This window comes from Marinobacter fonticola, assembly GCF_008122265.1.
GTDB classification, from domain to species: Bacteria; Pseudomonadota; Gammaproteobacteria; order Pseudomonadales; family Oleiphilaceae; genus Marinobacter_A; species Marinobacter_A fonticola.
Genome location: NZ_CP043042.1, coordinates 1,130,428 through 1,149,513, shown reverse-complemented (window position 1 = coordinate 1,149,513; position 19,086 = coordinate 1,130,428). Strand labels below are relative to the sequence as shown.

The following is a 19,086-nucleotide window of genomic DNA, read 5'->3' as shown; positions in this document are numbered from 1 at the left end:
TCCGGCGACCTTGTTGTTCCCCCTTACTCTCGCCTTTGCCGGCAGCCTCCCCGACGACGGCGCCGATTGGGAGCTGCGTAAGGAAAGCGACGGTATCCGCATCTACACCACGCCGCTGTCAGGCTCGGATTTCGAGGCCTTCAAAGCCGTTGCCGAGCTGGATGTCTCCGTATCGCGACTTATGGCGGTGATGATCGATCCCGAGTCCTGCACCGAGTGGGTACACAACTGCGTTATTTCCAAGGCCTTCGGCGACGGCGACTTCCATGATCGCTATGCGTATTCGGTCAATGACATGCCATGGCCCGTGCAGGACCGTGACTACGTGATACGTATACAGACCCAGGGGAATAAGGCGTCCGGCGTTATCGTTATGGCACTGAACGCGATCCCCAATGCCCGCGACGAGAAGGACGATTACGTACGCGTCGATAAATCCGATACCCTCTACCGTTTCGAGCCCCTTAACGCTGACCAGACCCGTCTGACCTGGATCCAACACACCGAGCCCAACGGGGCTATTCCAAGCTGGCTGGTCAATTCGCTGGTCGTCGATATCCCTCTAAAGTCCATACGCAACCTGGAATCCATCGCGCAAAAGCCCCGCTACGCTGACTACAACCTCGTATTTAATCCATCCGGCGCATTGGTTGATGTGGTTAAATCGGAGGGTGACGTCGAATAAAAGAGCGTATAAGCTCTGATGTAAGAATTCTCGATAAACGCGTCGGGAATGCAGGTGCAGAATTGCGAAACGACGGGGGCTAAAAGGTCCTTCAAAATAAGCGCCTGTCGGCACACAACAAACCTGGCGTCAGAGCAGGAAAGCTAGAATGACGGTTCTCGCACGCGAGATCATGACACCCAGCGTTAAAGCCGTACCCCAGTCCTGGACGATGGACCAGTTCACCCGGTTCCTCACCGATCACGAGATCACCGGCAGCCCTGTGAGCGACTCCGAAGGCCGCATCATCGGTATCGCCACGTTAAAGGACGTTGCCGAATTCCGCTGGTCTTCATCGCGGCCCTCCGATGCCGAACGGCAGTTAACTCCCGAAGAACAGAAAGAAGCACGCCGCCTGCGCATGTTTATCTTCGAGGAAATGAGCAAGCTGCCGGTGGAAGTCCGCGACATCATGACCCCCATTGTTGTTTCTGTCACCGAAGATACCCCGGTGCGGGACATCGCCGACCTCATGATGGAAGAACACCTGCACCGAATTTTCGTCACCCACGAAGGAGAAATAACCGGCATCATCACCACCTATGACATGCTGAAACTGATCTCCAACAACGACTTGGCCCGCCGCTGCCTGACATGACCGAGACAGCCACGCGCGACGGAACGCCGAGCACGGAGATCGATCAAAACGCCCACTGCGAGGTATCGAGCCCTATGCCCTCAGAACCGCAAGAGCGGAAAAAGATGTACGTCCTCGACACCAACGTCCTGATTCACGACCCCAACGCCCTGCTCAACTTCGAAGAACACGATGTCATTATCCCCATGACCGTTCTGGAGGAATTGGATAGCCTTAAATCCGGCAAGCAGGCGGTGGCTGCAGACTGCCGCCAGGCCATTCGCAACATCGACAAATTGTTGGGCGACGCCAGTCCGAAGGATATAGAGCGCGGCGTGCCTATCGTGCGGGCCCGAAAGGCGGCTCCACTGGGCACCCTGTCGATTCTGATGAGCGCCGAGCACACCGGCAGCCACTCCCTGCCGGAGCATCTGAACGACAACAAGATCATTAATACGCTAGCAGCGCTGCAGGCACGGCACGCCGACCGGGACATTCTCCTGGTCAGCAAGGATATCAACATGCGCCTGAAGGCGCGGGGTTTTGGCGTCGAAGCCCAGGACTACCACAACGATCAGTTACTGGACGATATTGATCTGCTCCCCAAGGGCTACCGGGAATTTCCCAACTCGTTCTGGGATAACATCGCGAAGGTAGAAACCATCCAGCGCGAAGGCGTGACTGAGCACATTCTTAAACGCGAAGGGGAACTGGCAAAGCTCAATATCAACGAGTTCGTCATCGACGAGCAGGGGTTCGTCGGCAAGGTGGTGGACATCGAGGAAGACCAACTGGTATTGCAGGACCTTCACCAGCAGGACCTGATGAACAAGGAAGTCTGGGGCCTGACCCCCCGGGATATCTATCAGGGCATCGCCCTCAACCTACTAATGGACCCGGACGTACATCTGGTAAACCTCACCGGCTCTGCGGGTTCGGGCAAGACGATCCTGGCGCTGGCCGCCTGTATCGAGCTGACCGTGGCCAGCAAGGACTACAAGCGGATCATCGCTACCCGCAGCACCCAAGGCCTGGATGAGGACATCGGCTTCCTGCCTGGCACTGAGGCGGAGAAGATGGAGCCCTGGCTGGGGGCGATCGTCGACAACCTGGAGGCTCTCCACGAAGACGACGAGAACATGACCGCCAGCGTGGACTACATCCTCTCCAAGGTGCCGCTGCACTTCAAATCACTGAACTACATTCGCGGGCGCAGCTTCCAGCACAGCCTGATCATCATCGACGAGTCCCAAAACCTGACGCCGCACCAAATCAAGACGATCATCACCCGGGCCGGCAATGGCTCCAAGGTGATCTGCCTGGGTAACCTGGCACAGATCGATACGCCTTATCTGAGCGGCCTGAGTTCCGGGTTGACTTACATGACGGAGCGTTTCAAGAACTTCCGCCATGGGGGGCATATCCATCTGCAGGGCGTGCCGCGGTCGGCATTGGCGGAGTTTGCCGAAGCAAATCTTTAAACGTCGCGGAACGCAAGAAGCCGGTCTTGAGGACCGGCTTCTTTATTTTTCAGCCCGCTTCGTTGAGCGCATCCTTTGCGGACGATGATTATCCCTTAAATCACTTCTGCTGATCATCCCACGGATGCACCGGCAACACCGCCTCGGTCACGTCCGGATCCAGCTTGGAGCGAAAGTAATCCATCGCCTTCTCTGCCTCAGCAATTTCATCGAAACGGGCGATGTGGTAGATCGCCTCGCCCTCGTTCACCAGAGGCAAGTTGTTCATCCCGATGACGATACCGGAGACGGAGGCGGTTAACGCGGTTTCGGTTTCGCCAAACGGATCGGCAATCACCGCCAGTTTCTGGCCTTTACGCACGCGCTGGCCCAGACGAACGATAGGCCGCATGATGCCGTCGATATCGGCCCGCACCCAGGTCGAGGTCGCCGCCACCTCGGACCGCTTCTTAATCTTGATCCGCGAGGCCTTCGGCGGCAGCATTTCCAACGCCCGCATCACCCGTATAATGCCTCGCACGCCGCTGGAAATGATCACATCGTCGAAACGTAGCGCCTCGCCGCCCTCGTAGGTGATGACCGGAATATCCAGCGAATCCGCATACTCACGCAGAGTGCCTTCCCGCAAGCTGGCATTGAGGATAACCGGCGCTCCGAAGGCCTCGGCGATACGAATTGTCTCGGGATTCTTCAGCTCAGCCCGAATCTGTGGAAGGTTGAAGCGGTGGATCGCCCCGGTATGCAAATCGATAATGTGGGTCACGTTTTCCATGATCTGCGTGCGGAACAGATAGGCGATGCGTCCACCCAGAGTGCCGCTTTCGGAACCTGGAAAACACCGGTTCAGATCACGCCGGTCCGGCAGGTAGCGGGTACGCTGAACGAAACCGAAGACGTTGACAATCGGCACTGCGATCAATGTGCCTCGCAGATGGCGCAAAGCGCCATAGCGCAGCACCCGGCGGATAATTTCAACGCCATTGATCTCGTCGCCGTGAATGGCGGCGCAGACCAGGAGCACCGGGCCGTCCCGGCGGCCATGCACCACTTCCACCGGGATGTGCAGCGGCGTATGGGTGTAGAGTTTCGCCACTGGCACTTCAACCGTTTTCCGGGTCCCTGCGGGAATCTCCTCGCCAGCGATTTTATAAGGCGCCCGTGCCATCTTAACCTCTCCCTTTGGTACGGGTTTTCCAGGGTCTCTGGTTCCGCTCGGTCCAGTCGATGACCATTCCGGCAATGTTCTTTCCGGTCGCAGTCTCGATACCTTCAAGACCGGGCGACGAATTCACCTCCATCACCAGCGGCCCACGGCTGGAGCGGAGCAAATCCACGCCGGCGACATTCAAACCCATGGCCTTGGCCGCAGCAATGGCAGTACGGCGCTCTTCCGGCGAGATCCGCACCAACGAGGCCGTGCCGCCCCGGTGCAGGTTGGAGCGGAACTCCCCTTCTCCGGCCTGGCGCTTCATGGCGGCAATCACTTTGTCGCCGATGACAAAGCAGCGGATATCGGCGCCGCCGGCTTCCTTGATGAATTCCTGCACCAGAATGTCCGCTTTTAGACCCATAAAGGCCTCGATCACGCTTTCGGCCGCCTTGCGGGTTTCCGCCAGCACCACGCCGATGCCCTGGGTGCCTTGCAGCAATTTAATCACCACCGGCGAACCGCCCACCATGCGGATCAGCTCGGGCACGTCGTCGGGCTTGTTGGCGAAGCCGGTCACCGGCATGCCCACCCCTTTACGTGCCAACAGCTGCAGCGAACGCAGCTTGTCCCGTGAGCGACTAATGGCCACGGACTCGTTCACCGGAAAGACGCCCATCATTTCGAACTGACGCAGCACGGCGGTGCCGTAGAAGGTGACCGAAGCGCCGATACGGGGAATCACGACATCGAAGTCGTCCAGAACTTCCCGGCGGTAGTGAATCTCGGGCTTGGCAGAGGTGATATTCATGTAGCAATGCAGACAGTCCACTACGCGCACTTCATGGCCTCGGTTGAGGCCTTCCTCTACCAGGCGTCGTGTGGAGTAGAGCGACTTGTTGCGCGAAAGCACGGCAATCTTCATGTGTTGCTCCCTGTAGCCGGTTCTCCGGCCAGATAAGAATATTCGGGCTGGACCAGGGCACGGCCGGCCATAGCCGTTCGCCCCAGCAGCATTCGAAATCGCATGGAATCGCGATTGGTCAGTGTCATCTCGACATTCCAGGGCGTCTCGCCAACGACCACCGGTGTGACAATCACCAATCGCTGTTCCCGATGGCCCCCGGAGTCGGAGACCATGCGCTCATCGAGTACCGGGGCATCGCACTCCACCACGGTGTGCATATCGTTCTGGTACGGATGGACCCAAAAGCGCACCCGACGCTCGTCGTCCTGGGTGTAAGGTTCCATCCGAAAGGTGTGCAGGCAAGAGGTGCGTGCTCCGGTATCGATCTTGGCCTTGATGCGGTCAATACCTAATTCCGGCAAGCCCAGCCATTCACGCCAGCCCAGCGCAATCAGGTTTTTACTGGCCGTAGTCGCGGTATCATTTTTCCTCATGAGTCACATCCTGTTATGGAACCTCTGATGGTCTATTGACGATTCTGGCCCGCCCTGAAAGCCGGAATCAAGGCGCGACTTCGCAGGAAGGCTGGTGGCCTTTCCAGAAGTCGCAACACGGAGTCCGGCTTTCAGGGCGGGCCCCTTCGGGCAAGGCTTGCAGAATCGCCCATAGACCTTAATCAGAGGTTCCCTTTCCATTAACCAGCTCTATTTGGAATGGCGCTGACTGGCTACCGGCATAGACACTGGTGTGTGGGAACGGAATCTCAATACTCTCCCGATCAAACGTTGTCTTAATGGCTTCCATCATTTCACTGCGACCTTCCAATACCCTCTCGGCCGGCACCCAGTAGGAAAACTGCAAGTCCACCGAGGACGGACCGAATGCGGTCATCTGCACAAAAGGCCTAGGCTCCTCCAGGCAAAAACTGTTGTTTTTCGCCAGTTCCAGCAGCAGTGTCTCCACCCGGCGGACATCTTCCCGGTAAGCAATGCCAATCGTCAGATCCAGGCGCCGTATCGGAAACCGCGAGCGATTAATCACCCGCGTCTTGATCAGCGTCTCGTTGGGTATCCGTACATACAGATTGTCGACGGTCCGCAGCTTGACGCTCAGCATGTCGATGCCGATAACCTCACCGATGGTCCCGTCCACCTCAATGAAGTTACCAATTTCAAAGGGCTTCTCCATAAGCAGAAACAGCCCGCTAATCATGTTGGATGCCGACGTTTGGGAGGCAAAGCCGATGGCTACGGTCAGTATACCCGCCGCCCCCAGCAACACGGTCGGATCGAATCCGGCTTCCCGTAGCGCGGCAATAATGAAAATGACGAAGACTGCATAGAACGCCAAACGGCGGAACATCGCCGTCACATGCCGAGACGAACGACTGCGGAGGAAACCGCTAAGACTGCGAGCAGCCAACGATGCCAACAGAAAGCCGATCGCCAGCAGAGCGACGACCCTGACCCAGGCACCCCAATTAATCGACGTCAGTTCGGCAACCAACGCCTGCCAGATATCCACGCTATGCCACTCCCTTTTAAATTAGCCGAAAATCCGGTCCAGTGCTTTGGTCAAAACGCCGCGATCGTTGCGCGTCCTTGAGGCTGCCAACATCTCGCATTCACCGGCTTCCGGCGGCGTTTTGCTGGCGACGCGCAGGCGCGCTTCGGCGATATCGGTTTCACAAACCACAGTGACTTTCGGCGTCCATAGCTGACGCCGGCTGTTGCGATACAGCGGCAGCACCGGCGTCGGCAGGCTGAAACGCTCCAATAACAATGGTTCAGGGCGCCGGTTACAAATCCGAACCGGACTGATGGCTCGCCACGGCCGTCTGGGTACGGCATCGAGTACCAACCGGGCATACGTTGGCGACGTGTAACACAGGTCGCCATCCATGGTGGACCGCCCGACCCAGGTTAACGACGGCTCAGCCAGCGGCATCTCCAGCAATTGGGTTTGCGTATGGCCAACGAGGATACGCATCCATACCAGCGAGGCGACATAAATCGTGCACTCCCGCCCAGCAGGAATCGTCAGGGGCTGGTAAGGCCGAATCATCGTCGGCCGGTCCGCCAGGGCGGGCATGAACATGACCGTATCGCCCTCGTCCGGACGCACGAACCGCATAGTATTGACCTCACTGGAAGGCAGTACATGACTGATGGATTGGCACCATTCAGTCTTGTCGGTTTCTCCTGCGTTACGCTCCCACCGAACCTGCCACTCGCTGTCCAGCAACGTAACCCAGAAGCGGGTTTCACTCAGTTCGTGTTTTTGAGTCTGGCCAGACTCGAGTTGATACGCATGATGCCAACGGCCAAATTCGTCCTGGACTTGATCCATGACTTCCTGTTACTGCCTATTTTCGGGATGGAAAACAAAGAGTGCCGGATGCTGCCGGCCCTCTGCAAGATACAGCGCATTACGTTGCCGGTAAGTACTGTGTTTAGTGCGAGCGACAGGCTGACTGCAAGCGCTGTTGTCTGTGAGCATCGTTGTCTGTGAGCACCGTCGTCTGTGAGCACTATTTAGACTGTAAGCAGCACAGACACAAGTAAGCATTAATCCGCATCGGGTACGGTGCAAAAAGCCAATAATTTCATTTCACTATAATCCAAAGCGACGGTTGCAGCGAATAACCGGCTAAATCACCCTGCAGCCCATCGAGGACACCTCATGCCCCAACTGATCTGGTTCCGCAATGATCTGCGTGTCGCCGACAACCCGGCCCTGGTCGCCGCCTGCAGCGAAGACGACACAGTGGAAGCCTGCTTTATCCTCACGCCCGGCCAATGGCAGGCGCACGATTGGTCGCCGTCCCGGGTCAATCTGGTCTTGAATCACGTGGAAGACCTGGGACGCAAACTGGCCACTCTGGGTATGCCCTTGCATATCCTGCAAGCCGATCGATTCAGTGACAGCCTCGACGTCCTGGAGAAGCTGACTCAGGAACGCAAGGTTAGTGCCGTCCATATCAATGAGGAGTATGGCGTCAACGAACGCCGGCGGGATAAAAGCGCTTACCAGCGCCTCGAGAAACACAACGTAGTCCTGCACAAGTACCGGGACCAGACTGTCGCGCCGGTGGGCACGGTCCTAACGCAGCAGGATCAGCCCTATTCGGTGTTCACGCCCTTTTCGCGCAGTTGGTGGGACTGGGTGGAGAAAGCAAATCCGCAAAGTCTGGCGATTCCCTCCCCCCAGGGACCCAAAATCAAAGCACCGGCGCGGGCGTCGACACCATCGCCCTTCGCCGAAGCGCCATCGCAGTGGGTCAGAACCGGCGAAGATGCGGCCCACGATGCTCTGAGTGACTTCCTCGACGAGCGAGCGGACCGGTATAAGGAAGACCGGGACTTCCCGTCGGTGAACGGCACCAGCCTGCTGTCGCCTTACCTGGCCAGCGGGATACTGTCCGGGCGGCAATGCTTGCAGGCAGGCCGGGAAGCCCTGCGCGACAACCCGGAAGCCACAGGCATTCGCACCTGGCTGAATGAAATCTGCTGGCGCGACTTTTACGTCAATATCCTTTATCACTATCCACGGGTGAGCATGCACCGGGCGTTCAAGCCCGAAACGGAAGATCTGACCTGGAACGATCCGGGCGATAGCCTGCAAGCCTGGAAAGACGGACGTACGGGCGTACCGTTGCTGGACGCCGCCATGCGTCAGCTCAACCAGACCGGGTGGATGCATAATCGCCTACGGATGGTGACAGCGATGTTTCTGTCGAAGAATCTGTTTCTCGACTGGCGTCTGGGCGAAGCCTACTTCATGCAAAACCTGGTGGACGGCTTTCTCGCCTCGAACAACGGCGGTTGGCAGTGGAGCGCCTCGACGGGGACCGATGCGGCGCCCTACTTCCGCGTTTTCAACCCGATGACCCAGAGTGAGCGCTTCGATCCACAGGGGGATTTCATTCGCCGCTATGTGCCCGAGTTACGCGATCTGGACAACAAGCGCATCCACAACCCGGCTGCCGGCGGCACCGTGCCCAAAGGCTATGTCCACCCTATTGTCGACCTCAAGGAAAGTCGCAAGGAGGCTATCGCCCGCTTTCAGGCCCTGAAGAAATAGGCCGAAGGTCAACCGCTCACACCATCAATATCCAGAACAACAGAACGGCGTTAAGCAGCAGCGAAACCACGGCGATGACTGGCCAGTTTTCCGTTGGCACCCGTTCCATCAACGGCGGGGCGTCGGATGGCAGCAGCTTCGGGTTAGGATGTTCCAGGTCGTGCAGGAATTCGGACAAGGCGGCGTAGCGGTCCCGGGGATTGAGCGCCACCGCTTTTTCCAGGCAGGCATCCAGCCACTTGGGCAAATCCGGATTCACTTCGCGGGCACTGCGGTAGCGCAGTCGCGAGCGCACGGACGGTTTGGGCTCCCGGCTATAGGGCAAACGCCCGGTAAGCAGCTCGTACGTCATGACGCCCAGGGAATAGCGGTCAGACGCCGGTGTCGCGCGGTCCCCTTCCAGGCATTCAGGTGCGGCATAGCGCGCCGTTCCGTGGTAGCCGTTATCCTCCCAGGGCACGTCGATCTGCTCGATACCGCGAATACGCACGGCGCCCAAATCGATGATTTTCACCGTGCCATCCCGGTCGATCACGACGTTTTCAGGCTTCAGATCCTGATGAATCATCTCCAGCCGATGCAGCGCCCGTACGCCCGCGACGATCTGGCGTACCAGGCGCCGCACATCCGCCGGCTCCGGTAGCGGATGGTCGTTCATCCACTCGCGCAGGGTCGGGCCGTCGACGAATTCGGTCAGGCAATAGAGGCACTGACGGTTTTCCGGCGGATCGAGGAATTTCACCACGTGAGGATTACTGACCCGGCGCGCGACCCAAGACTCAGTCATGAATCGATCAATATAGCCCGGATCGTCTACAAAATTGGGCGATGGCGTCTTCATCACGACCAGCGCCTCACCGTTATCCGGCGATGCCAGATACACCTGGGTTCGCCGGCTGGCATGAATTTCCCGGATAATCCGGTAACCGTCAAGCGACTGGCCCGGCTGCAGCGGCGGCGGGAAAGGCAGTGCACTCAGGCGCTCGTAATGGGATTCCAGGTCCTGCGCCGGCAGGTGGTCGACGGCCACGACCTGAGCGCTGAGGTTGTCCGGGCTGCCACTTTCCAGCGCGTGAGTGACCAGCCATTCGGCCGCAATCTCGGGGTCGTCAATTTGCGCGCCCTCGATTATCTCCGCGACGCTGAGATAGCCGTGTACCCCGTCGGTGGTAAGTATCAGCCGGTCGCCCGGTTCAAGTCCGGCCCGAGACACGTCAATCTCCACATTGATCTCTACACCCATGGCCCGGGCGAGGGCCTGACGATCAGCCCCGACCATCACATGATGATCCTGGGTCAACCGTTCCAGGTTGCCACTACGCAGCAGATAAACCCGGCTGTCTCCCACGTGGAAGACATAGGCCCGGTTATTCTTGATGACCAGTCCGCTGAAGGTGCATACCATGCCCTGAGCGCCGCCGTGGCGGGCCTGACCTTTGCCATGCAGCCAGCGGTTGAGGGCGCCGAGCACGCGGCTGGCCGAGGTTTCTACACTCCAGGAATCCGGCGTGCTGTAGTAATCGTGCAAAAAACCTTTGACGCAGGACTCGGCCGCCTCGCGACCGGCCTGGGAGGCGCTCACGCCATCGGCAATAACAACCGCCACGCCCTTGAGCGCCAGCGCCTCACCCTTGGGGTAACGCGCCCCCAGGCTGTCCTGGTTTTCCGGCTTGCGCCCGGCACTGCTGAACTGGCCCAGACGCAGGGAGAGGCGGCCGCTCATGGCACCTCGATCATCCGCACCGAACCGTCCGGCATCACTTCGCTGGTCTGCGGGCTGGGCTCATCCATAAAGACCGCAACCAACGCCAGAATCGCTAGTGCCACGCCACCCAGCACGAAGAAAAAGATTTCCGGCGACACCATCGCCAAAACCACCAGGAAGACGACCCCGCCTACGTTACCGTATGCACCGGCCATACCGGCGACCTGCCCCGTCAGGCGGCGCTTGACCAGCGGTACCGAGGCGTAGACGGCACCGCACCCGCCTTGCACAAAAACCGAGCAGAACAACACCAGCGCCACCGCCATCGGCAACGACCAACTGCTATCGATCTGCCCCATGCACAGGTACCCGATGCTAATACCGGCGAGCATCAACAGGGTGATCAGTTTGCGACCAAAACGGTCGGCCAGGTAGCCGCCACCCGGACGGCCAAACAGGTTCATCAAAGCAAAACTGCCACCGAGCATACCCGCCAGCACCGGCGATATAGCGAAGGTATCGAGAAAGTACAGCGGCAGCATGGACACCACCGCCAGTTCTGAGCCGAAGCTGGCCATATAGACCAGATTCAGCAACGCAACCTGCTTGAAGGAATAACGATCGAAAGCCGGCACGGGTTCGCGGAAGACATGACCGTTGACCTGCCAGATGCGTAATATCTGAAATGCGAACATCACCACGATAACCGCATAGATGACGCGTGTGGTCGCTGCCTCCAGCAGTCCCAGCTTTTGCGGACCCAATTGCCAGGCTATAAGCCCCATGGCCAGGAACAGCGGCAGGTTCATGATCACGTAGAGAACAAAATCCCCCTTACTGGTAACCTCCATTGCCCCGCCCTTTTTAGGCTTGAAGTAGGTGGATCCCTTGGGCGTATCGCTCACCCCCAGATAGAACACAGCCGAGTAGACGATGGCAATCACGCCCGTGGACCCCACGGCGTATCGCCAGCCGTCGTCCCCGCCAAAGAAAAGCCCCAGGGCCGGCAGGGAGAGGCCGGCGAATGCCGCACCAAAATTGCCCCAGCCGCCGTAGATGCCTTCGGCCAGACCCAACTCCCGAGCCGGAAACCATTCGCTGATCAGGCGGATACCCACGACGAAGCCCGCGCCCACAAAACCGAGCAGGAAGCGGCTCAGGGCCAACTGCTCGAAGGACTGGGCCAGTGAAAATCCGATACAGATCAAACCGGACAGGACAAGCACCAGCGCATAGACCCGCTTGGGGCCCAATGCGTCGACGAGCATCCCGATGAGAATGCGCGCCGGGATCGTCAATGCAACGTTCAGCAGCAGCAGTGTATTGACCTCGGATGTAGTAAGGCCGAACTGCTCGCGAATGGCGGCCATCAACGGCGCATGGTTGAACCACACCAGAAAGGTGATAAAGAAGGCGACCCAGCTGAAATGGAGAATCCGGAACCTGTCCCGGAACGAAAAGAACTGAAAGGAACGATCCGACATACACCTGCCTTGAACCAGAAGCGTGGATGACCTCGGGCAGACTGCCTTGCTGGTTGGAACGAGTGCTATTCGAAATCGCTTAAGCGAGAAAGCATCGGGTCGGGCGGCTGGCAGAACCAGGCTCGACGTCGCTCATTCCAGGGAATATTGCAGGCCTGTCGTAACAGATGATTGCAACACCCCTCAGCAGCGACGCCTTTGCCGGCAGCCTTTCCCGGAGTGGAAATACAAGGAAGGATAAGCAAACCACGTACCACCTGCCCTATTTCGGCGCAACAGCGGGTTTTGAAGGGTGTTTACGTGGATAGCACAGCTCATATTCGCACCAGGGACAGGCACCGATGCCCCGGCATGCGTCGTCGAAGTGCATTTCGGGGCAAGGTTAGCGAATAAAAGGTTAGCGAATAAGAAGAAGATCTAGCGCGAGCAGAGAACTGCCGTGGCGCAGAAGACGCATCACGGACACTGCCGGCCCAGCGACAGATCACTCACCGCAAATGGGGCAAGCCGGATCACGAGCCAGCTTCATTTCACGCCAGTCCATCCGCCAGGCATCGAGCAGCAGCAACCGGCCGGTCAAGGATTTGCCGATACCGGTGATAACCTTGATCGTCTCCATCGCCTGACAAGCGCCGATCAGCCCCACGAGGGGGCCAATGACACCAGCCTCCGAGCAACTCAGTTCCTCATTGCCCGTTTCCGGATAAAGACACTGGTAGCACGGGCCTTCTGTTTGCCGGGTATCGAACACGCTGACCTGGCCCTCTCCACGAATGGCAGCACCGGAAACCAGCGGTACGCCCGCCTTGACGCAGCCCCGGTTAATGGCGAACCGGGTGCTGAAGTTATCCGTGCAATCGACCACTACATCCGCCGCCTGTACCTGCTCGCTCAGCGCTTCACCGGCGAGCCGGCAGGTCAACGCTTCGACATGGATGTCAGGATTCATGGCACGCACCTGATCCGCCAGGCACTCCGCCTTGGCCTTGTCCAGATCCGACTGGCGAAAGGCCACCTGGCGCTGAAGGTTCGGCAGTTCGACCCGGTCGTCATCCGCAATCACCAAGCGGCCGACACCGGCGCCGCCCAAATACAAGGCCACCGGACAACCTAATCCACCGGCACCGACTATCAGCACCTGACTGCCCTTCAGGCTAAGCTGCCCCTGCACGTCCAGTTGCGGCAGGAGCAACTGGCGGCTGTAGCGCATCAACTCGTCGTCATTCAGCATCCGTCTCTCCCGTTTGCCTTTTCTTCCGCTGGCCTTCGGCCCAGGGTAAACCGATCGTTACGCCCGTAATCCTGGCGCGTTTCCACTGCGTGGAATCCGGCCTTGTTGAACAAGTGCCTTACTGGCTCCCCCTGCTCATAGCCGTGTTCAACCATCAACCATCCCCCGCCAGCCAGCCAATCCGGCGCTTGGGCGGCGATCTCGCGAATAGCATCCAGACCATCGACACCGGACACCAGCGCTGACGCCGGTTCGAAGCGCACATCGCCTTCCCCCAAATGACGATCATGCTCGGCGATGTAGGGGGGATTACTCACAATGAGATCGAAGCGGGAAGGCGTCAAATCCCGAAACCAATCACTCTTGCGGACCGTTACAGGCAGCGCGAGACGCTTCGCATTGCCCCGGGCCAGCAAGACGGCGTCTTCGACGGCATCCGTCGCAATAATCGCCCAATCCGGCCGTTCGCTGGCCAACGCCAGGGCAATGGCGCCAGTGCCGGTGCCCAGGTCGAGCACCCTTGCCGCAGCCGGGAGAGGCAGTTCGAGCGCGGCCTCGACCAAGCACTCGGTATCCGGACGCGGAATAAGGGTATGCTCACTGACCTGAAGCGAAAAACGCCAAAAACCCTGATGCTCGAGAAGATGCGCTACCGGACGGCCTGCAACGCGCTGCGCGACCAAGCGTTCGAAGGCGTCCATATCGCGCATATCGATAACGTGGTCCGGCCAGGTCCTGAACCACGTTGTCGTACGATCCAGCACAGCCGCCAACAGCAACTCGGCATCCAGCCTCGGGCTGTCTCCGCCAATCCTGGCCGCGGCATCGGCCAAGGCACCGACAACGGTCGAGCGGGTTTTATTCATCCGCCTGGCTGGCCAGCAGTTCGGCCTGACGCTCCTGCTGAAGCGGACCGATCACCGAAGATAGGTCGCCGGCGATCACCTCATCCAGCTTGTAAAGGGTCAGATTGATGCGGTGGTCGGTTACCCGGCCCTGGGGAAAATTATAGGTGCGGATGCGCTCGGAACGGTCGCCACTACCGACAAGACTCTTGCGCTGGGCCGCCTCGGATTGCTGCTGGCGCTCGGTCTCGGCGCTTTGCAGCTTGGCCATCAGCAGGCTCATGGCCTTGGCGCGGTTCTTGTGCTGGGAGCGTTCATCCTGGCACTCCACCACGATGCCCGTGGGCAAGTGGGTCAGGCGAATCGCGGAATCGGTCTTGTTGACGTGCTGACCGCCAGCGCCCGACGCGCGGAACGTGTCCACCCTCAGGTCCGACTTGCTGATCTCGATGGCTTCGGACTCATCCGCCTCCGGCATAACGGCGACGGTACAGGCGGAGGTATGGATACGCCCCTGGGATTCGGTTTCAGGCACGCGTTGCACCCGGTGCGCACCGGACTCGAATTTTAAAGCGCCATAGACTTGGTTTCCCGCCACCCGGGAAATGATTTCCTTGTAACCGCCATGTTCACCCGGACTCTCGCTGATCACTTCCACCCGCCAGCCACGGCTCTCGGCAAAACGGCTGTACATACGGAACAGATTGCCGGCAAACAGCGCGGCCTCGTCACCACCGGTACCCGCACGAATTTCCAGGAAGGCGTTTTTTCCGTCATCCGGGTCCTTCGGCATCATCAAACGCTGCAGTTCTTCGTCCAACGCCGCCTGCCGTTCGGAGGCAGCCTCCACCTCTTCCTCGGCCATAGCGCGCATATCGGCATCGCCGTCGCGCACCAGCTCCTGAGCCTCGGTCCTGTCCTCACCGGCTTTCAGGTAAGCCCGATAGCAATGCACGACCGGCTCAATCTCGGCGAATTCTTTGGACAACGCGCGAAAACGCTCCTGGTCGGCAATCACCGACTGGTCGCTGAGTAACGCGTTGACTTCCTCGAAGCGGTCATTGAGCCGATCGAGTTTGTTCTTGATCGAAGATTTCATGCAGTTTCCAGGTCAGCGGACCGGCCCCATTGCCGGGCGTGCGGTCCGAAATTAGGCAGCGTGTTCAGGCGTTGGCTTTGTAATGTTGTTAAGAGTCATGATACTGAGGCTTATGATACCGCGAGCTGGGGGCTTCGCGATCGGTTTCCATCTCGTTCGCTGGCGCGTCCGATGTGTCGGCCGGCGCCGGTTTTGCCGTCTCGGCCGGGGCCAGCTGATGCAGCTCCCGCAGCCAGTGCGTTACCTCGGTCCGGCCCTCGGCAGTCGCCTTGCGCACCTGCACCGACGGTTCGTGCAACAGTTTGTTGGTCAGACCACGCCCGAGACTGCGCAGCAGTGTCTCAGGATCACCGCCATTGCGCAGCATCTTCAGCGCTCGCTCGACTTCCTGGTCGCGCAGCTGCTCGGCGCGGTATCGATACTGCTTGAGCGTGGAAACCGCATCCAACGCGCGCAACTGATAGAGAAAATCCTCGGCACCTGACTCGATTAAATGCTCGGCTTCTCGGGCAGCCCCTTCACGGGAGCGGATATTTTCTTCGATCACGTGGCGCAAATCGTCCACGGTATAGAGATAGACATCGTCAAGCTGGGCAACCTCCGGCTCGATATCGCGGGGGACCGCGATATCCACCATAAAATAGGGCCGATGCTTGCGCTTTTTGAGCGCGCGCTCCACAGCGCCCTTGCCCAAAACCGGAAGCTGACTGGCCGTTGAAGCAATAACGATATCCACGCCGGCCAAATGCTCGGAAATATCCGACAGCAAAATGCCATGACCGTTGTATTCCCGGGCCAGGCTCTCGGCGCGCTCCAGGGTGCGATTGGCGACGATAATATCCGGCACCCCGGCGTCCCGTAGGTGACGGGCCACCAGTTCGATGGTACGACCGGCGCCAATCAGTAGCGCCTTGTTGCGACGCAGGTCAGCAAAGATGTGGCGCGCCATGCTCACCGCGGCGTAAGCCACGGATACGGGGTTCTCGCCGATAGCCGTTTCAGTCCGGACCCGCTTGGCCACCGAAAAACTCTGCTCAAACAACCGTGATAGCAACGAACCGCTGGCACCGTACGAGCGCGAGATGGCATAGGCCTCCTTGAGCTGACCCAAAATCTGCGGCTCTCCCAACACCATGGAATCCAGCCCCGCCGCCACGCGCATGATATGACGCACGGCCTCTTCGTTAACGTGGATATAGAAGGCTTCGGCAAGCTCGGCGACATCCAGCCCGTGGAAGCCGGCCAGCCATTGCAGCACGGTTTCAGAGCATTCGTCTTCGGCGGCGAGATAGAGTTCGGTGCGGTTACAGGTCGAGAGAATAGCGGCTTCTTTGACGCCAGCCGCGACCTTCAAGGCAGAGAAAGCCTCCCCCATATGCTCGGGGGTGAACGCAACGCGTTCGCGCAATTCCAGCGGCGCGGTACGATGATTGATACCCAGCGTCAATAAAGCCATGAACCCGAAGACAACCTGTTTGAGGGAGGTACGTATACTGCCATTCTAGCGATGGCGCAGATCGGGTGCCACCCGAGAGCGATCCGTATTAATGCCAATCCACCCTGTATCGGCGACAACCCACTATGGGCGGCGATAGAACGACTATGGGCGAGGACAGTACGACCCGACACAATTTCTGCCGCAACCCTTTGTCGCAGCCCTTTGTCGCAACCCCCTGTCAGGTATGAGCAAACGGTCATTGGGCAAGCCTGGGAGCTTGTGCCATTATAGGTTCGCGAACGTTGGAGCCTGTTCGAGTTTCGCTGAGTAGCCGGGCCAAATTATGGCTAGCCCGGCTCGCATAAAAAGGGCTTTCACCTTCGATTTTGGCGCTGGATCGTCGTGCCACGAGGGCGTTCACCCAGAAACTGCGTTTGAGGCCGAATACGACTCTGTGTATTAAACACGCCTGTATATTGGACACGTCTGACTATTGAACGCGACTCTGTATATATGGAAGCCACACAGAACGATGAACTCGACGCAGGCCTCCCCAAGCCAATGGCCATTGGACGCATCATGAAACCTGTTTTTTCTGCTGTTACTGTTCTATTGGGCCTGGGACTGGCGGGCTGCGCCCACCTCTCGGATTCGGATCAAGCGGGCGGAGCCGCCGAGCAGACGGCCCAAGCCCAGGAGGCGCCTCAGACTGCGCCCGCCGAAGCGCCCATCAACTACGCCGATTTCGATCAGGAAACCCTCTACAGCCTGCTGGCCGCGGAAGTAGCCGCCCAGCGCGGGCGCTACGACGTGACTCTGGTCAACTATGTCGAAGCCGCCAGGTCGTCGCGGGATATCGGCGTGATCAAGCGGGCCATGCGTATCGCTCAGTCCCTGAACGGCGACAACGCCCAACTTCAGCTCGCCAACCTATGGCTGGAGATAGAGCCCGACAATCTGGAAGCCCATCGTATTGCCGCTATCCAGTACGTGCGCCAGAAGGATTTCGATCTCGCGCTATATCACATGGAAAAAATCCTCGCCCAGGGTCAGGACGCCGACTTCGACGACCTGGCCGCCCTGTCGGCGCGTCTTCCCGCAGAGGACCAGCAGCAACTACTCAAGCTCTACCGCGACCTGGCCGAACGCCACCCCGACAACCGGGAAATACGTTACGGCATCGCGCTGCTGCTCAAGGCCAGCGGTGATCCGCAGGCCGCCATGGAACAGCTCGAGCCGCTGATCGACGAGTCCGAACAGCCCCCATTCCAGCCGGCAATCGTGCTGCGCGGCGATCTGCTTTACCAGACCGGCCAGCAGCAGGAAGCGCTGGACTACTTGCGCTATCAATCCCGCCGCTTTCCGGACAACCGCAAGCTGGGCACCCTCTACGGACGTATGCTGATTGAAGAAAAGCAGATGCAGGCCGCAGAAGACCAGTTCCAGTCACTCAAGGAGCGCTTTCCCGACGTACCCGGTCTGAAGCTGTCTTACGCCCTGGTCGCACTGGAGAACGGCAGCACCGACGCTGCGGAACAGAACCTTACCGAGCTGGTGGAAGAAGGGCACCACGTAGACGAGGCCCACTATTATTTGGGTCGACTGGATGACGAAGCGGAACGGCCCGAGCAAGCCATTGCACACTACACCCAGGTTACCGAAGGCAGCCACTTTCTACCTTCGCTGTCCCGGGCCACTTATCTGCGCGGCGCCACCGGCGATCTGGATGGGGCCTTGATGGATCTGCGGACCCTGCGCCAGCAAATACCCGATCTGACAGAAAACTTATGGCTCATCGAGGTCAACACCCTGCTTGATCTTGACCAGAAGGCCGATGCCTTGGGAGCAGCGACGGAAGCCCTACAGGACTATCCCGATAACGCCCGTATCCGCTATACCCGGGCCATGCTGTTCGACGAAATGGGCCGCGTTCAGGAAGCCGAGGCGGACCTGCGCCAGATTATCGAAAACCAGCCGGACAACGCCGTCGCGCTCAACGCCCTCGGTTATATCCTGACGGAAAAAACCGACCGCCTGCAGGAAGCCAGCGCATTGCTGGAAAAGGCCCACAGCCTTGACCCGGAGAATCCTGCCATTCTCGATAGCGTCGGCTGGGTCCACTACAAACTGGGCAATATGGCTCAGGCGCTGGACTATCTGCGCCAGGCCTACGACGCGTTCCCCGATCCGGAGGTGGCAGCCCATTATGGCGAGGCACTCTATGTCAACGGCGAGGAAGATCAGGCGCGTGTCATCTGGCGCCGGACGTTGGACGAACACCCGGACGACACGCTGATACCCGCCACGATGGAACGCCTGGGCGTGGAGCAGGACCTTTGATTGCATTACCTAGCGGAGCACTCAG

General features: G+C 59.1%; 16 protein-coding genes. 5 read left to right on the top strand and 11 right to left on the bottom strand.

What is annotated here, in order from left to right:
* Positions 1 to 13 precede the first annotated feature (13 nt).
* The 3 genes from FXO11_RS05135 to FXO11_RS05125 all read left to right on the top strand — a co-directional run bounded on the left by FXO11_RS05135 (position 14) and on the right by FXO11_RS05125 (position 2,782).
* Positions 14 to 685: an START domain-containing protein gene (locus FXO11_RS05135; RefSeq protein ID WP_227546043.1), complete on the top strand. Its 672-nt coding sequence runs from the start codon at positions 14 to 16 to the stop codon at positions 683 to 685.
* Positions 686 to 833: 148 nt separating this feature from the next.
* On the top strand, positions 834 to 1,322 hold the full coding sequence (locus tag FXO11_RS05130) for a CBS domain-containing protein (protein ID WP_148861890.1): 489 nt from the start codon (positions 834 to 836) through the stop codon (positions 1,320 to 1,322).
* A gap of 104 nt (positions 1,323 to 1,426) precedes the next feature.
* Positions 1,427 to 2,782: a PhoH family protein gene (locus FXO11_RS05125; protein WP_148861889.1), complete on the top strand. Its 1,356-nt coding sequence runs from the start codon at positions 1,427 to 1,429 to the stop codon at positions 2,780 to 2,782.
* A 100-nt stretch (positions 2,783 to 2,882) separates the two neighbouring features.
* Here the strand turns inward: FXO11_RS05125 and FXO11_RS05120 are convergent, their stop codons facing one another.
* The 5 genes from FXO11_RS05120 to FXO11_RS05100 all read right to left on the bottom strand — a co-directional run bounded on the left by FXO11_RS05120 (position 2,883) and on the right by FXO11_RS05100 (position 7,185).
* A complete protein-coding gene (locus tag FXO11_RS05120; protein ID WP_148861888.1) occupies positions 2,883 to 3,947 on the bottom strand; it encodes a succinylglutamate desuccinylase/aspartoacylase family protein in 1,065 nt (354 codons plus the stop codon).
* A gap of 1 nt (position 3,948) precedes the next feature.
* On the bottom strand, positions 3,949 to 4,854 hold the full coding sequence (gene rimK, locus FXO11_RS05115) for a 30S ribosomal protein S6--L-glutamate ligase (protein ID WP_148861887.1): 906 nt from the start codon (positions 4,852 to 4,854) through the stop codon (positions 3,949 to 3,951).
* On the bottom strand, positions 4,851 to 5,330 hold the full coding sequence (locus FXO11_RS05110) for an ATP-dependent zinc protease family protein (protein WP_148861886.1): 480 nt from the start codon (positions 5,328 to 5,330) through the stop codon (positions 4,851 to 4,853). The genes rimK and FXO11_RS05110 overlap by 4 nt, the downstream gene beginning before the upstream one ends.
* Positions 5,331 to 5,508: 178 nt before the next feature.
* Complete coding sequence (locus FXO11_RS05105) at positions 5,509 to 6,360, bottom strand: mechanosensitive ion channel family protein (protein WP_202980290.1); 852 nt, start codon at positions 6,358 to 6,360, stop codon at positions 5,509 to 5,511.
* A gap of 21 nt (positions 6,361 to 6,381) precedes the next feature.
* Positions 6,382 to 7,185 (bottom strand): hypothetical protein, encoded by an 804-nt coding sequence (locus tag FXO11_RS05100; RefSeq protein WP_148861885.1) that lies wholly within the window; start codon positions 7,183 to 7,185, stop codon positions 6,382 to 6,384.
* 333 nt (positions 7,186 to 7,518) lie between these two features.
* On the opposite strand from FXO11_RS05100, the gene phrB reads away from it, so the two are divergent.
* Positions 7,519 to 8,919 carry a deoxyribodipyrimidine photo-lyase gene (gene phrB, locus FXO11_RS05095; protein WP_148861884.1) on the top strand — a complete coding sequence of 467 codons (1,401 nt, stop codon included), beginning with the start codon at positions 7,519 to 7,521 and terminating at the stop codon, positions 8,917 to 8,919.
* A 16-nt stretch (positions 8,920 to 8,935) separates the two neighbouring features.
* On the opposite strand, the gene FXO11_RS05090 is transcribed toward phrB, so the two are convergent.
* The 6 genes from FXO11_RS05090 to hemA form a co-directional block, all read right to left on the bottom strand.
* Complete coding sequence (locus tag FXO11_RS05090) at positions 8,936 to 10,642, bottom strand: bifunctional protein-serine/threonine kinase/phosphatase (protein ID WP_148861883.1); 1,707 nt, start codon at positions 10,640 to 10,642, stop codon at positions 8,936 to 8,938.
* Complete coding sequence (locus FXO11_RS05085) at positions 10,639 to 12,108, bottom strand: MFS transporter (protein ID WP_148861882.1); 1,470 nt, start codon at positions 12,106 to 12,108, stop codon at positions 10,639 to 10,641. The genes FXO11_RS05090 and FXO11_RS05085 overlap by 4 nt, the downstream gene beginning before the upstream one ends.
* Positions 12,109 to 12,592: 484 nt before the next feature.
* Complete coding sequence (locus FXO11_RS05080) at positions 12,593 to 13,339, bottom strand: HesA/MoeB/ThiF family protein (RefSeq protein ID WP_148861881.1); 747 nt, start codon at positions 13,337 to 13,339, stop codon at positions 12,593 to 12,595.
* Positions 13,333 to 14,205, bottom strand: a complete 873-nt coding sequence (gene prmC, locus FXO11_RS05075) for a peptide chain release factor N(5)-glutamine methyltransferase (protein ID WP_148861880.1) — start codon at positions 14,203 to 14,205, stop codon at positions 13,333 to 13,335. Before prmC ends, FXO11_RS05080 begins: the two co-directional genes overlap by 7 nt.
* Positions 14,198 to 15,283 carry a peptide chain release factor 1 gene (prfA, locus tag FXO11_RS05070; protein WP_148861879.1) on the bottom strand — a complete coding sequence of 362 codons (1,086 nt, stop codon included), beginning with the start codon at positions 15,281 to 15,283 and terminating at the stop codon, positions 14,198 to 14,200. Before prfA ends, prmC begins: the two co-directional genes overlap by 8 nt.
* Positions 15,284 to 15,371: 88 nt before the next feature.
* Positions 15,372 to 16,739 carry a glutamyl-tRNA reductase gene (gene hemA, locus FXO11_RS05065; protein ID WP_148861878.1) on the bottom strand — a complete coding sequence of 456 codons (1,368 nt, stop codon included), beginning with the start codon at positions 16,737 to 16,739 and terminating at the stop codon, positions 15,372 to 15,374.
* A gap of 561 nt (positions 16,740 to 17,300) precedes the next feature.
* On the opposite strand from hemA, the gene FXO11_RS05060 reads away from it, so the two are divergent.
* Complete coding sequence (locus FXO11_RS05060; protein ID WP_148861877.1) at positions 17,301 to 19,061, top strand: tetratricopeptide repeat protein; 1,761 nt, start codon at positions 17,301 to 17,303, stop codon at positions 19,059 to 19,061.
* Positions 19,062 to 19,086 lie beyond the last annotated feature (25 nt).